This window comes from Campylobacter peloridis LMG 23910 (genome assembly GCF_000816785.1).
GTDB lineage: Bacteria > Campylobacterota > Campylobacteria > Campylobacterales > Campylobacteraceae > Campylobacter_D > Campylobacter_D peloridis.
In genome coordinates, this window is the sequence record NZ_CP007766.1 from 1,320,424 (window position 1) to 1,334,969 (window position 14,546).

At 28.2% G+C, this 14,546-nt stretch carries 13 protein-coding genes; 7 read left to right on the forward strand and 6 right to left on the reverse strand.

Going from position 1 to position 14,546, the window contains the following annotated elements:
* The first annotated feature begins 57 nt into the window (after positions 1 to 57).
* Positions 58 to 1,434 carry a C4-dicarboxylate transporter gene (locus tag CPEL_RS06470; protein ID WP_044599115.1) on the forward strand — a complete coding sequence of 459 codons (1,377 nt, stop codon included), beginning with the start codon at positions 58 to 60 and terminating at the stop codon, positions 1,432 to 1,434.
* Here the strand turns inward: CPEL_RS06470 and CPEL_RS06475 are convergent.
* Positions 1,431 to 2,288: an aminotransferase class IV gene (locus CPEL_RS06475; RefSeq protein ID WP_044599116.1), complete on the reverse strand. Its 858-nt coding sequence runs from the start codon at positions 2,286 to 2,288 to the stop codon at positions 1,431 to 1,433. The two genes, CPEL_RS06470 and CPEL_RS06475, sit on opposite strands and share 4 nt — an antisense overlap.
* An 11-nt stretch (positions 2,289 to 2,299) precedes the next feature.
* Positions 2,300 to 3,277: a glycosyl transferase family 90 gene (locus tag CPEL_RS06480; protein WP_044599117.1), complete on the reverse strand. Its 978-nt coding sequence runs from the start codon at positions 3,275 to 3,277 to the stop codon at positions 2,300 to 2,302.
* Between the two features lie 122 nt (positions 3,278 to 3,399).
* On the opposite strand from CPEL_RS06480, the gene CPEL_RS06485 reads away from it, so the two are divergent.
* Positions 3,400 to 3,894 (forward strand): hypothetical protein, encoded by a 495-nt coding sequence (locus CPEL_RS06485; protein ID WP_044599118.1) that lies wholly within the window; start codon positions 3,400 to 3,402, stop codon positions 3,892 to 3,894.
* On the opposite strand, the gene CPEL_RS09470 is transcribed toward CPEL_RS06485, so the two are convergent.
* A complete protein-coding gene (locus CPEL_RS09470; protein ID WP_044599119.1) occupies positions 3,891 to 4,820 on the reverse strand; it encodes a hypothetical protein in 930 nt (309 codons plus the stop codon). The genes CPEL_RS06485 and CPEL_RS09470 overlap by 4 nt on opposite strands.
* A gap of 3 nt (positions 4,821 to 4,823) precedes the next feature.
* Positions 4,824 to 5,741, reverse strand: coding sequence for a 16S rRNA (cytosine(1402)-N(4))-methyltransferase RsmH (rsmH, locus tag CPEL_RS06495; RefSeq protein ID WP_044599120.1), 918 nt, complete (start codon positions 5,739 to 5,741; stop codon positions 4,824 to 4,826).
* Between the two features lie 60 nt (positions 5,742 to 5,801).
* Here rsmH and CPEL_RS06500 point away from each other — a divergent pair, with 60 nt between their 5' ends.
* The 5 genes from CPEL_RS06500 to CPEL_RS06520 all read left to right on the forward strand — a co-directional run bounded on the left by CPEL_RS06500 (position 5,802) and on the right by CPEL_RS06520 (position 11,836).
* Positions 5,802 to 6,380: a class II aldolase and adducin N-terminal domain-containing protein gene (locus CPEL_RS06500; RefSeq protein WP_044599121.1), complete on the forward strand. Its 579-nt coding sequence runs from the start codon at positions 5,802 to 5,804 to the stop codon at positions 6,378 to 6,380.
* 81 nt (positions 6,381 to 6,461) lie between these two features.
* On the forward strand, positions 6,462 to 7,940 hold the full coding sequence (locus CPEL_RS06505) for a peptidylprolyl isomerase (RefSeq protein WP_044599122.1): 1,479 nt from the start codon (positions 6,462 to 6,464) through the stop codon (positions 7,938 to 7,940).
* Positions 7,937 to 9,313: a cell division protein FtsA gene (gene ftsA, locus CPEL_RS06510; RefSeq protein ID WP_044599123.1), complete on the forward strand. Its 1,377-nt coding sequence runs from the start codon at positions 7,937 to 7,939 to the stop codon at positions 9,311 to 9,313. The genes CPEL_RS06505 and ftsA overlap by 4 nt, the downstream gene beginning before the upstream one ends.
* Before the next feature lie 14 nt (positions 9,314 to 9,327).
* Positions 9,328 to 10,434 (forward strand): cell division protein FtsZ, encoded by a 1,107-nt coding sequence (gene ftsZ, locus CPEL_RS06515; RefSeq protein ID WP_044599124.1) that lies wholly within the window; start codon positions 9,328 to 9,330, stop codon positions 10,432 to 10,434.
* A gap of 25 nt (positions 10,435 to 10,459) precedes the next feature.
* Entirely contained in the window at positions 10,460 to 11,836 is a 1,377-nt protein-coding gene (locus CPEL_RS06520) for a nicotinate phosphoribosyltransferase (protein ID WP_044599125.1), read from the forward strand.
* On the opposite strand, the gene ispG is transcribed toward CPEL_RS06520, so the two are convergent.
* Positions 11,820 to 12,884, reverse strand: a complete 1,065-nt coding sequence (gene ispG / locus CPEL_RS06525) for a flavodoxin-dependent (E)-4-hydroxy-3-methylbut-2-enyl-diphosphate synthase (RefSeq protein ID WP_044599126.1) — start codon at positions 12,882 to 12,884, stop codon at positions 11,820 to 11,822. The two genes, CPEL_RS06520 and ispG, sit on opposite strands and share 17 nt — an antisense overlap.
* A gap of 57 nt (positions 12,885 to 12,941) precedes the next feature.
* The gene (locus CPEL_RS06530; RefSeq protein WP_044599127.1) at positions 12,942 to 14,435 is read right to left on the reverse strand and encodes a C69 family dipeptidase; all 1,494 of its coding nucleotides are present in this window, start codon (positions 14,433 to 14,435) and stop codon (positions 12,942 to 12,944) included.
* Between the last annotated feature and the right edge of the window lie 111 nt (positions 14,436 to 14,546).

Genomic DNA, 14,546 nt, shown 5'->3' on the forward strand with positions numbered 1-14,546 from the left:
TTTAAAACAAACTTTTATTTGCTAATATACACTGCTTATAAAATAAAAGGAGTTTTTATGCTAGTAATCACTCATGAAAAACCAAGTAAAATGAAAAAATTAGTAAAGAATTTGGGATTTTGGGTTGTTTTGGGAATTATTGCTGGTATTAGCCTTGGTTTATTAGATAAAGAACTAGCTTTAGCTAGTAAAATCGGTGTAGATTATTTCATACATGCTTTAAAAATTTTAATTGGGCCTATTATATTTTTAACCATAGTTTTAGGTGTAATTAGTCTTGAAAGCCTAAAGCAAGTTGGCAGTATAGGTGCTAAAGCTTTGATATATTTTGAAGTAGTTAGCACTTTTGCCTTAGCGATAGGAATTTTTATGGCTAATGTTTTAGGACCTGGTAAAGGAATGAATCTTGATCCAAATACCTTAGATAAAGATAGCGTTGCACAATTTGTTAATAACAATGTAGAATTAAATGCACAAAATGAAATATTACATATTTTAAAAGATGCTATACCAACTGATATCATCGCAGCTTTTAGCGAAGGAAAAACTTTACAAATTCTAGTTATTGCAATTGCTTGTGCTTTTATCATTTCACTAATGAGAATTGATGAGAGAAAGCCTATACAAAGAACTTTAGAAATTATGCAAAGTTTTGTTTTTAAAATTTTAGAAATCATTATGTATTTTTCGCCTATTGCAGCTTTTTCAGCAATGGCATTTTTAGTAGCAAAATACGGGCTTGAATCTTTACTAAATTTAGGGTATTTACTTGTAGTGATGTTGCTTGCTTCTTTGCTTTTTATTTTTGGAGTTTTAGGAATTATTTGCTTTATTGCTAAGGTCAATATTTTTAAATTTATGCGTTTTATATCAAGAGAAGTTTTGATAGTTTTTGCTACTAGTTCTAGCGAATCAGCCCTAGCACCACTTATGAGAAAACTTGAAAAAGCAGGAATTTCAAAAGCCACTGTGGGTTTGGTTCTTCCTACTGGATATAGTTTTAATCTTGATTGTACTAATATATACTTAGCAATGAGCTTAATTTTTCTAGCACAAGCTTTCAATGTAGAGCTTTCCTTAACTCATGAAATTAGTATTTTAATCGTTTTAATGATAGCATCAAAAGGAGCAGTTGGAGTAACTGGCTCGGGCTTTATCATACTTGGAAGCACACTTGCAGCTTTATCTAATATGCATATAGCTGAGGCAAACAACGGCTTAGGAGCAAATTTAGGCGAAGTTTTACCTGTGGCTGCTATTTCTATACTTTTAGGAGTAGATAAATTTATGTCTGAAATCCGTGCTGTAGGAAATTTATGTGGCAATAGCGTAGCTGCTTTAATCGTAGCTATTTGGGATAAACAAATAGACTGGGATAAATTTCGCTACGCACTTGATCATCCAGAAGAATTTGCTAATGCAGGTTTTGATTAAAAAACCTCTTTTTGAATTTTTTCTACATATTTTTCTCTTAGTTTTTGGGTATAAAAGCCTATTTTACCATCATTGATAATCTTACTATCTGCTTTTATAACTCCTAAAATCAAAAAAGTAGCCGCACAAATAAATACCTCATCAGCCTCATACACTTCTTTCATACTAAAAGCTCTTTGATTTATTTTAAGATCTAATTCTTTAGCAAATTTTAAAATATTTTTACGGCGAATTCCTGGCAAAATCTCATTAGAAAAAGGTTTGGTGATTAAAGTTTTATCTTTTATAATAAAAACTGAACTGCTAGAAGCTTCTGTTACTAAAGCATTTTCTATCATAAAAGCTTCAAAAACTTTAGCTTTTACCGCTTCTTCTTTAGCAAGGCATTGAGCTAGCAGTGAAATTGATTTTATATCCCTTCTTTTCCATCTTAAATCAGGTGTTGAAATCACGCTTACTCCGCTATTAACAAATTCATGCTCAATCACCTTGCATTCAAAAGCAAAAGCCATAATAGTAGGCTTTAAACCCTTTAAAAGCGCAAAATTTCTACTAGCAACCCCTCTACTAACTTGCATATAAAGCCCACCTTCTTTGAGAGAATTTTTAGCAATTAATTGTTTTAAAACATCTTCAAATTCTTCTTTAGTATAGGGAAATTCTAATTCAATTTGTGCCAAACTACGCTCAAAACGCTCCCAAAATTCTTCTTTATCAGCCATTTTTGCATTTACCACAGGAACTACCTCATAAATTCCATCTCCAAAAATGAATCCTCTATCAAAAATACTTATTTTTGCTTCATTAGCTTTCATAAATTCATCATTTAAAAATACTATTTCTTTTTCTTGCATTTTAAGCTCCTTTAATCAAATAAATCAATAATATCTTGTGGTAAATCCAGTTGCTTTGAATAGTAAAAATATTTTGCTAAAACTAAAATTCCTATATAAAATTCCATCTTTTCATCTAAAAATTGTTCAATATAATTGTGAGCATTTTGGATAATCTCTTTTGCTTTAAGCGGATTTGTTAGATAATAATCAATTAAATCTTCTACATTCTCATAATCATCATCAATTAAAGCAAAATGTTCATTGGGGATTAACTTTCCTTCCATAAACCAAGTCTCATAACGCATTTTTGGTGCAAAGACTAAGGAATTTGTTTTCATAACCCATTTTAAGTTACTTGCCACATCATTACCTTCTAATGAAAGTAAAAATTTAAACTGAGTTTGATAGGCTCTGTTGATTTTAAAATTTATTTTTTTAATCCATTTTTCAGCTTGAATTTTTCTACCACCAACATGAGCAATATCACAACGCTCATTATCAAAATATTTCTCAAAAAATTTAATACGATGGGACTGATAAATCGCACCTCTAAAAAAAAGTAAATCCTTTTTATCTTCAAATTGATTTTTATCTTGTATAAAATTAAAATGCCTGTTTTTATCTAATTTTAAAATGATATTATTAAATCCATTTTCAACTGGTCTTGATTTAGCTATACTTGGATATTTAAGATTATAACTAATATCTCCAAAGCCTTTAATCCATAAAAAATCATCATTAAAATACTTACTAATCGCATATGCATCATAAGCGTAAGAAGTTTTTTTAAAGGGAAATTTTCCTATTTTTTCATAATTTTCAAATTTTTTTATATCAAAAAAATCATTTTGCAGATTATAATAATTTAAACGAGTAATAATATTATCTATATTTTTTGATTTTAAAATTTCTTTTAAAATATTTTGTAATTGATTTTGATAAATTTTTCTAGGTATAAAACTTTTAGCTATACCCTTAACATTCATCATAAATCTTGAATCAGCCATTTTTTCTTTCTCAAACAATAAAATAAAATGAATTCTAACACAATATTGTTATTTACAAGAGTTAAAAATTTATTTTTTTTAAAAACTAACATGCTAAAATCACAAAAAATAATTTAGGTAAAATAATGAAAATTCAAGAATTTGTTTTAAAATTTATTTTTAAAATCTCTAATCAACCTGTTAATTTAAGAGATTTGTTAGAAGCCAATGCTTTATTAAATGAAGGAATGATGATAGATCCTGCGAAATTAAATTTTAAATTTAGAGTTTTTAATTCTTATTTAATTTATGCACTTTTTTGTGTTTTTATTTTAGTTCCTTTGCTCATCATAACGCATTATTTTTTAACCATCATTGACTTTCATATTAGCATACTAAGTGCTGTTTTTGTAACTGCTTGTGTATTTATAGGTTATGATTTGTTTAAAATTTATACTAGAAAAATCATAAGTAAAAAATTACTAAAAAAAGCTTGGATGTTGCATTTTCCATATTTTGCTTATGAAAAATACTCAAAAATAGCTGAAGAAATTTACAACCAAGCTATTAAAGAAGAAATTCCAAAAAATCAACTTGAACAATATGTTTTAGAAAAAATTATTCAAACGCAAAATTAATCTAAATAATCCAAAACTTGATTTTGAAAATAAAGTGCTTCAAGTTGTCTTTGGAGTTCTTTATTTTCTTCATCTAAAACCCATTCTTGCGATCTTAAATCAGCAATATCCCTACTTATATAATAAATTTGATTTCTTATGTAAATTTGTGGAAAAAACACTAACAAAGCAAACACAATAATCATCATCGCATAAAGTAAATTTTTTGGACTTAAATTTTTATTTTCCTCGCTGACTATGCTATCTAAAAGTTCGTATTTATCCTCTTGAGTATATTCTTCATTCTCCTCTTGTCTAACTTTTTCTTCTAGAATTTGCTGTCTTTGTTGTGCTAATTTTTCTTTTTCTTTAATCTCCTCTTGCTCTTTTTTTATTTTCTCATTTTCTATTTTTCGTTGCTCTTTTAATTCTTGCTTGATTTTAGCTTTTTCTTTTCTCTTTATTTTTATATCTTGAATTTTTAACGAAACAAAAGCATTGCTTTTAATAAAAATTTTTGAAAATTTAAGGGAGTCTTTTTTTATTATTTGCTCATTTTGTATTTTTGGTGTAGCGGTATCTTGATTTATTTTGGAATTTTTTGATAACTTTGTATTTTTTTCGTTTTTTTTATCTAATTTACCTTTTTGTTTTTTAAAGAAATTAAAATGAATTTTAAAAGGTTTTTTTTCTTCTAATTTTACATTAATTAGATCTTCTTTTAAATAAATATTAGATTGTTTTTTTGGTTTTTCTTCGTATTCTTCATCAAAATCTGTAAATTTAGGCCGTTTTTTGCGATGAATTCTATTTTTTAAGATATGATCACTTTCGTTAAATTGATATTCTGATTCCTCATAAGGCCTGCCTTCTTTAATAGCCCTAGAGTATTTAAGCATTTTTTCGCGTATATTTTGCTTTTCTTTTAAAAAATCATCATCAATCATCATTTACCTAAAATAAAAAATTCTCATTTTTGCACAGCTTGATCTGCTATTATAGCTTATTTCTTCTTTGGAAGCACTTATGGCTTTTTTACTTAAAATTTTACCAAGGCTATGATTTTTACCACATTCACATTTCATAGCTCTTTCATCACATATACAATCTTTTTCCCATCTTTTAAAAGTATTTTTTACTAATCTATCTTCTAAAGAATGAAAACTAATGATAGCAAATTTGCAATTTTTTAGCTTTGCTTTTTCTATATTTTCAAGCAAAGTTTTCAATTCACCAAGCTCATCATTTACTTCTATGCGTAAAGCCTGAAAAACAAGCAAAGCCAAAGACACATTGCGTCCTTTTAATTTAGCATTACCGATAATTTTATTTAATTCTTTTGCGCTTGTAATTTCTTTTTCAATCCTTGTGCTAATGATTTTTTGCGCAAGCATTGAAGCAACAGGTGCTAAATCTCCATAGTCTCTAAAAATCCGCTCCAAATCTTCTTTGGTATAAGAATTTACCACTTCTTTTGCACTTAAAGGATTATTTTGATCCATTCTCATATCTAAAAAATCAGAATGTAAAGAAAATCCCCTATCATTTTTATCAAGCTGCAAAGAAGAAACACCAATATCTGCTAGAATTCCCCTTAAATTTTGAGTATTAATGCAACTTAAAATATCTTTAAAACCCATATGCTTAAAAAGCACTCTATTGCTAAATTCTTTTAAAAATTCCTTAGAAAAATTTAAGGCTTCTAAATCTTTATCACAAGCAATTAATTTCAGTTTTTTATGATTTTGCAATAAAGCTTTAGAATGTCCACCATAACCTAAAGTACAATCTAAAAAATCTCCATCACTAAAATCATCAAAAACATCTAAAACCTCTTGCAATAAAACAGGAATATGCGGACTTTGCAAAATAATCCTTTAAATATTTTTTAGTATAATATCTTAATTAAGTTTAAAATAAGGTTTTTAATGGATAAAGAAAATATTACCAACCAAATTCAAGCCCTTGCATCATCTATGTTTAAAAAAAATTTTTTTGGGATTTGTCATGGCTCAGTATCTGCAAAACTCTCACAAAGCTCTTTTCTTATCAATAAAAATGATGCTTTTTTAAATCAATTAAATGAAAAAAATTTAAATACTTTAAAATTCACAAAAGATTATAGCTGGAGTGAAGCAAGCAAAGATTGTGAGGTTCACAAAAGCATTTATGAGAATATTCCAGAAGCCAAATTTATATGCTTTGCTTGTCCAGCATATACTTTATCTATGAGTTTAAATTATGATTTTATAACCCCGCAAGATTATTTTGGAGAAATTTTTTTAAAAGAAATTCATGTTTATAATCCTAAAAATTATGAAGATTGGGAAGATAGATCTCAAACAGAAATTTATCGTCATATGCTTGAAAAAAAACAAAATTTTATAGTGATTAAAGGATATGGAATTTTTGCTTATGGTAGAACTAGCTATGAACTTGGAAAAATCATAGATTTAATTGAAAATTCTTGTAAAATTATTCATCTTGCCGAAACAAATTTATCATGAAAATTTTAAAAATTAATTTTTTATTAATCACAAATTATTTATAATGTGTGGTTTTAGATTATTATTTGGATTGGGGTAAAAATGCTCACTTGGATGCAGCATCATAAAAAATATTTAGTTGTAACAATTTGGATTAGCGTCATTGCTTTTGTTGGCGCAGGTTTTGTTGGCTGGGGAAGTTACGATTTTAACACAGATCGTTCTAATTCTGTTGCAAAAGTAGGTGATGAAAAAATAAGTTATGATGAGTTTAATCTTAAATATTCTCAATTATTTAACTACTATGCACAATTAAACAATGGAAATTACACACAAGAGCAAGCGCAAAAAGATGGTTTAGATATGCAAGCTATTGATCAGCTTATACAAGAAAAATTACTTCTTTCTTATGCAAAAACACTTGGTTTAGAAGTAAGCGAAGAAGAAATTGCTTATGATTTAGCACATCAAAAAGTCTTTCATAATGCTTCGGGGGTATTTGATAAAAATTTATATTATAATATACTCTCACGCAATAATTACACTCCAAAAACTTATGAAAAAGTCATTCATGATGAGTTATTATTAAATAAAATCAATACTATTTTAAATTTGCAATTAAATCAAGATGAACTTGATATGTTTGCAGCAAGCTTTTTAATGCAAGATAAATTAAAAATTCAAGTCATTCAATTAAACGAAAAAGACATACCTATCAATGAAGATGAATTAAAGCAAACTTGGGAAAAAAATAAAGAGCTTTATAAAACACAAAAAAGCTATGAACTCGCAACTTATTTTTTAAAACCTGAAAATATAAATATTGATGAAAAAGAATTACAAGCATATTATGAGGAAAATAAAAACAATTACAAAGATTTTAGTGGAAAAATTTTAAATTTTGAGCAAAGTAAAAATCAAGTTTTAAAAGATCTAAAATTATCCAAACTCAAACTTAAAGCTAATGAAAGCTATGTTGCTCTAAGAAAAGGGGAATTAAAATTTGATAAAAATATCACAATTAGTGATGCTGATATATATTATCCTTTAGCTACCATAGAAAAAAGCAAAGATAATGATTTTATCAAACCTTTTAGAATAAACGATGGCTATATGATTGCTAAAATTATAAAAATTAACCCTATACAAACAAAAACTTTTGAACAAGCAAAAGAAGAGGTAAGCAAACTTTATTTAAAAGAAAAGGCTAAAAAAATATTAGAAGAAAAAGCTAAAAGTGCCTTAGAGAACTTTAAAGGTATAGATATAGGAATATTTAGCCGTGATTCTATGAAAAATTCAAAAGTAGGCAATATGCTCAATGATACTGAATTTAGTGAATTTTTAATGCATGTTTTTGATACTAATAAAGTTAAATCTTATGTTATACTAGATCAAAAAGCTATTGTTTATGAAATTACAGAGCAAATTTTAGAAAATAAAGATAAAGAACAAATCTATAAATTTATCATAGAACAAAGTGCAAAACAAACAAAGCAAGCATTATTAAAGGAAGAATTGCTAAAAAAACTTATAGAAATATATCCAATCCAACGCTATTATAAAGGAAATACAAATTGAATATCTTAGGAATTGATTTAGGATCTATACAAACTTGTGCTATATTAGCGCAAAAAAACGAAGATGGTTTAAAAATCATAGGTTTTGGAAAATCAAAATCCAATGGAGTTAAAAAAGGAGCAATTACTAATATAGAACTAGCTTCTAAATCCATAGAGGAAGCAGTTGCAGATGCACAGATGATGTCAGGAGTGCATTATGATAAAGTTATTGTTTCTATTTCAGGAGCTTATGCAAAAAGTGTTGATAGTATAGGCGTAGTTAATATTCCAAATCAAGAAATTGGAATAAAAGAAATTCATAGAGCTGTTAGTACCGCAAAACATACCGCAAACATCCCTAGTGGATATGAAATAATTCATGTATTACCTTATAATTTCAAAGTTAATGATCTTGAGCATGTGGAAGATCCTTTAGGAATGAGTGGAAATCGTTTGGAAGTTTCTACTCATATTGTCATTTCCCAAGAAGTTCATATTAAAAATTTAAAAAAAGCTGTTGAACTTGCAGATCTTAGAGTGGATAATATAGTTTTATCAGGATATGCATCATCAATTGCTTGTTTTGATGAAAGTGAAAAAGAACTAGGTGCAATACTTATAGATATGGGAGGAGCAGTGTGCGATATGGTTATTCATGCTGGAAACTCTGTGCGTTATAATGAATGTTTACAAATTGGCTCTGTAAATATTACCAATGATTTATCTATAGCTTTACATACACCTCCAAAAGAAGCAGAAAAATTAAAATTAAATTATGCATCATTAATGCAAAATGAAAATTCCATTATACAAATTCCTTACATGGGTGATGAAAAAAGGAAAAATGAAGTTTCAGTTGATGTTATTTCTAATGTAATTTATGCAAGAATTGAAGAAACTATAATTATTTTAGCTAAAATGCTAAGTGATAATGCTTGTGCAAGTCAAGCAGGTGCTGGTATAGTTTTAACCGGTGGTATGACAAAATTTGCAGGGCTTGATAAGCTTGCTTCAGCTTATTTTGATAATAAAGCTGTTAGAATAGCAACCGCAAAAAAAGATACTATGGATGGCTTTAAAGAAATTTTTGAAGATGCCGAAAATAGTTGTGCCATAGGACTTTGTTTATATGGCGGTGGGTATTTTACTCCTTATGAGTTAGATTCTAATGAAAAATTAAGATACAAAGGAGAGCCTGAATTTGTAAATAAGCAAATTAAACAAAATTTTGCTATCGAAGAAGAGCAAGAGGATGAAAAATTCGAAGAAATATTTCAAGAAAAACAAAATCTTGAAGATGAACATGAAGATATAAAAAAAGTAGAAACAAAAAAAGAAAAAAAAGCTAGTTCTATTTCCAAAATTTGGAATAGAATAATAAACCAGTTTTAATAGGAGATACCATAATGAGCGAATTTCTAGTAGAAGAAATGCAACACATAAAAGGTGCTAAAATAAAAGTAATAGGCTGCGGTGGCGGTGGCGGAAATATGATAGATCACATGGTTAATATGGGATTACATGATCTTGATTTAATATCTGCAAATACTGACGCACAAGCTATAGCAAAATCTTTAGCAAAGACAAGAATTCAACTTGGTGAGAAAAAAACTAAAGGATTGGGTGCTGGAATGCAACCAGAAATTGGTGCTGAAAGTGCTAGAGAAAGTTTTGAAGAAATTAAAGCTGCATTAAGCCAAAGCGATATAGTATTTATATCAGCTGGACTTGGTGGTGGAACTGGAACTGGTGCTGCTCCAGTTGTCGCTCAAGCTGCTAAAGAAGCTGGTGCATTAACCGTTTCAGTAGTAACTATGCCGTTTACTTTTGAAGGAAAGCAAAGAAAAAAATTAGCTGAAGCTGGTTTAGCAGAATTAAAAAAAGAAAGTGATTCTATCATTGTAATACAAAATGAAAAACTCCTTAGTATACTTCCTAAAAAAGCTGGCATAAAAGAAGCATTTAAACTAGTTGATGATATTTTAGCAAGAGCTGTTAGAGGTATGGTTTCTATACTTTTAGAAGATGGTGATATTAATGTAGACTTTGCTGATGTTAGAACGGTAATGAGTCATAGAGGTTTAGCGCTAATGGGTGTAGGGCAAGGTGAAGGTGAAAATGCTATTATGGAAGCACTTGAAAACGCCATTGAATCGCCATTACTTGATGGTATGACAATGAAAGGTGCTAAAGGTGTTATAATACATTATAAAGTTGGCCCTGATTGTTCTTTAATCGAAATTTCACAAGCAACTCAAAGCATTAGCGATGAATCTGATGAAAATGCGAAGGTTATTTTTGGTGCAACCACTGATGAAAGCATGGGAGATCGTGTTGAAGTTACCATTATAGCAACTGGTTTTGAAGACAAGGCTGAAATTCAAAATGCTAAAGAACAAGATGAAAATAAAAAGAATAGCTATATGAATTTGCGTAAAGCTAGTGGTGGATTTGATGAAGAAGTTATTTCTCAACTAGATGTTCCGGCCTTTTTACGCCGTCAAATGGATTAATCTTTATTTGTAAAAATCTCTTAGTATGAATTTTTCATTATTATGTGATTTTTACGAATTAAGTATGGCTTATGCATATTTTAAACAAAATATGCATAAGCAAGTAGTATATTTTGAAGTTTTTTTCCGAAAAGCTCCTGATAATGCCTCTTATGCTATTTTTTGCGGCTTAGAACAAATCATTAATCATATTAAAAAATTTTCATTTTCAAAGAGTGATATAAAATATTTAAAAAATACAAAAAAATTCGATGAAGATTTTTTAAATTATCTTTCCACACTTTCTTTTAGTGGGGATTTATTTAGTGTAAAAGAAGGAGAATGCGTTTTTGCAAGCGAGCCTTTAATGTATATAAAAGCTCCAATTATAGAAGCATTATTGCTTGAAACTTTCATACTTTTAACTTTAAACCACCAATGCTTAATCGCTACTAAAGCTAACAGAATAAAACAAATTGCAAAAGAAAAAACACTTTTAGAATTTGGCTCTAGAAGAGCACATGGAGAAAATGCTGCATTAAATGGAGCAAGAGCTGCTTTTATAGGAGGTTTTCATGCAAGCGCTTGTACTTTAGCAGGAAAAAAATTTAAAATCCCAATTAGCGGAACTATGTCGCATGCTTGGATTCAAATGTTTGATGATGAACTAAGTGCTTTTAGAGCATATTGTCAAATTTATAAAGACAATATAAGCCTTTTAATTGATACTTATGATTACAAAAAGGGTATTGAAAATGCTATTTTAATTTTTAAAGAATTAAATGCACAAGATTCTATGCTTAATTATTCTGTCCGTATTGATTCTGGAGATTTGCTCGAAATTTCTAAATTTCTTAGAAAAAAACTGGATTTTGTTGGTTTAAAAAATTGTAAAATCATAGCTAGCAATGCTTTGGATGAAATTATTATCGAAAAATTACTTAAAAATAAAGCTCCTATTGATGCTTTTGGCATAGGAGAGAAACTTATCACTTCTGCAAGCTCACCTATCTTTGGAGCTGTATATAAACTTGTTGCTATTGAAAAAAACAATCAAATTATCCCAAAAATCAAAATCAGTGCAAGCTCTAGCAAAACAACTCTGCCACATTTTAAAAAACTAATAAGATATTATAAAAACAAAAAAGCTAGTTTTGATATTTTATACACTTGTGATGAAAATGTCAAAAATTATCAAGGTTATACATATAAAAATTTACATGAAATTATTTTTAAAAATGGAAATTTAATCTATAAAAAACCTAATTTAAAAAATACTCAAATTTATTGCAAAAATAGTGTGTTAAGTTTGGAACAAAAAATAAAACAACTTCATAATCCAAGTATCTATAAAATAAAAATTTCTAAAAAATTGCAAAATTTGCAAAAAAACTACTTAGAAAAAACTAATCTTTTTTCCTAAGCCTTACTTCATCTTCAACTTCAAGCAAAAATCTATCAACTAATTCTTTTTCTTTCAATTTTGCTACAACTTCACCATGTCTAATAACCAAACCTTGATTTTTGCCAAAAGCTATAGCCACATCAGCTCCTTTTGCTTCACCTAAAGCATTTACCACACATCCCATAACACTTATATTTAAAGGCTCTTTTATGTGTTTTGTTTTTTCTTCTACTATTTTTATAGCACTTATTAAATCGCTTTGAATTCTTCCACAAGTTGGACAAGATATTATATTTACTCCGCTTTTTTGCACTCCACTATCTTGCAAAATCGCTCTTGCTACTTTTATTTCTTCTTCAAGTTCGCCTGTCATAGATACTCTCATAGTATCACCTATACCTTTTAAAAGCAAACTTCCTAAAGCTATGGAACTTTTTATAGTGCTATGAAATTTTGTTCCAGCTTCAGTAACTCCTAAATGAAATGGATAATCACAAAGTGGGCGAAGTCTTTCATAAGCTTCTATAGTTTTTTGAGCATCAGAAGTTTTCATAGAAATTTTTATATCAAAAAAATCAAAATCTTCTAATAATTTTATATTATATTTAGCACTTTCTAGCATTGCATCTATATTATAACCATATTTATCAGAAAATTGTTTTTCTATAGAGCCATGATTTATTCCTATACGAATTGGAATTTTTCTTTGTTTGCAAGCATTTACTACTTCTTTGATTTTTTCTTTTGAACCTATATTGCCAGGATTTATTCTAACTCCATCTATAAATTCAGCACAATATATAGCTAAATTATGATTAAAATGAATATCTACTATCAATGGCAATGGACTTTGTGCTTTTATTTCTTTTAAAGCTCTTGCATCAGCCATATCTAAACACGCTAAGCGAACTATATTTGCTCCAGCAAAATAAAGTCTATTTAATTGTTCTAAAGATCCTTTTACATCTCTTGTTTTGCTAAAAAGCATAGACTGAACAGAAATTGGAGCATCGCCACCTATTAAAACATCACCTACTTTTATTTGTCTTGTTTTATATCTTTTCATAAATTCACTTTAATAAAATATTTTTAAAGTATTATAGCCCAAAAATGGGCTATATCATTAATCTTTTTTATTTTTATTAAGAGATTTATATTTTGTATCTGTATCTCTTGTTAAAAGGGTAAAAATTTGATTTGTTAAATCTTGAGTAAGTTTTTTTGCTTCCATTTGATTTTGCAATGAAAAATCAACTAAAATTTGTCTTGCTTTAATTTTATCTTTTTTATAAAAACTTAAATATTCTTTTTCCATAGCTTTTTGTTTTAAAGATGTATCCTTTTCAAATTTAGCATAAGCATTTTTTACAATAGGTGCATATTTATTATAATCACTCATCACAAGAGTTTGAAGCTTGCGATAAATCCAATAAATTGATTCATCATCGGCTTCATTTGTTCCTTGTTGATAACCTGCAATAAATTTATCATTGCCATAATAATAAGGCAAATATACGCTCAAATCAGCCATTCCAATAGCTACATAATCTAATCTCCCAATTTCTTTAGGAAGCCAAGGTCTAACTTGCATTATATGAGATTCATAAGTTCTAAAAACACTCACAACGCGGTAAATATTTTCATCTTTATTAAAATTTACATATGGATCATATTTTGTTCCATCATAATGCGATCTTAAAGCTTGTTTTAAATCATCTATACCAAGCTTTTGTTCAGGTTGTAAAAATACATTAAAATTAGCACCATTTTTAATATCTTGATTTAAAGATGGATTAAACATCTTTTGTATCCACCAAACTCTAGGATAATTATAAGTTAAATCTCTATCATCATTTCTTGTGTAAACTTTAAAAAAATCAAAAACTTTATCCACTTTAGGATTATATGCTTTATGCATTATGGCAAAATTTATTAAGTTCTTAGAATACAAAGTGTTTTCATCATTAAATTTAAGCTGTTTTAATCTACCTTGATTTGCACTAACAAAATAAGAATTTTTTGGTATTTTTACTGCCATCCATTGATGTGCTGTTGCACTTTCTAAATACCAAATTTCTTTAGAATCCACAAAAGCCACTCCAAAACCCTCAGCTGCACCTTGTTTTTCTATAATATCACCAAGTAATAAGACACCTTCTTTTGCGCTTTTAATTCTTGGAAGCAAAACATCTAAAATATCATCTTCACTGATGCCATTTTTTTCATTATAAGGATCAAATTTTAAAAGCTCATCTTTTGCATAAATTGATTCAGTAGCACTTATACCAACGCCCATTTCATTAAATCCAGTAGCTCCGTGTAATTTACTTTGCCAATTTGCTATGGTAGTGTATTGAAAAGATGTGATAGGCAAAGGGTAAGTAAAATCATTCATACCATTATGTGCTTTAGTGCTATATATTCCTTTTTGATTTTCAATTCTTGGATGAATTAAAAAAACTTGTGCTTTATCTGCTTTACTATCTGCACTCCTTGCGACAAGAAAAGAACCATCTTTACTTGCATTATTTGATACTAAAATAGTAGTACAGGCTAATGCATTGTTAAATAAAGCACCAAAAAGCACACAACTTGCAAGAATACTAAACTTTTTCATTTTCTCTCCTTTAAATTCAAGAATTTAAAAAAGTATATTCTTATCAAAATAAATTTAAAATTAAAAATTATTTATTGTTTTTTATAATAAAAGATAATAGTTTATATTATT

Excerpts from the sequence above, each read along its gene's own strand:
- CPEL_RS09470 (WP_044599119.1), bottom strand. The coding sequence starts at position 4,820 with ATGATTGATGATGATTTTTTAAAAGAAAAGCAAAATATACGCGAAAAA.
- CPEL_RS06475 (WP_044599116.1), bottom strand. The coding sequence starts at position 2,288 with ATGCAAGAAAAAGAAATAGTATTTTTAAATGATGAATTTATGAAAGCT.
- CPEL_RS06520 (WP_044599125.1), top strand. The coding sequence starts at position 10,460 with ATGAATTTTTCATTATTATGTGATTTTTACGAATTAAGTATGGCTTAT.
- ftsZ (WP_044599124.1), top strand. The coding sequence starts at position 9,328 with ATGAGCGAATTTCTAGTAGAAGAAATGCAACACATAAAAGGTGCTAAA.
- CPEL_RS06505 (WP_044599122.1), top strand. The coding sequence starts at position 6,462 with ATGCTCACTTGGATGCAGCATCATAAAAAATATTTAGTTGTAACAATT.
- CPEL_RS06470 (WP_044599115.1), top strand. The coding sequence starts at position 58 with ATGCTAGTAATCACTCATGAAAAACCAAGTAAAATGAAAAAATTAGTA.
- CPEL_RS06480 (WP_044599117.1), bottom strand. The coding sequence starts at position 3,277 with ATGGCTGATTCAAGATTTATGATGAATGTTAAGGGTATAGCTAAAAGT.
- CPEL_RS06530 (WP_044599127.1), bottom strand. The coding sequence starts at position 14,435 with ATGAAAAAGTTTAGTATTCTTGCAAGTTGTGTGCTTTTTGGTGCTTTA.
- ispG (WP_044599126.1), bottom strand. The coding sequence starts at position 12,884 with ATGAAAAGATATAAAACAAGACAAATAAAAGTAGGTGATGTTTTAATA.
- CPEL_RS06500 (WP_044599121.1), top strand. The coding sequence starts at position 5,802 with ATGGATAAAGAAAATATTACCAACCAAATTCAAGCCCTTGCATCATCT.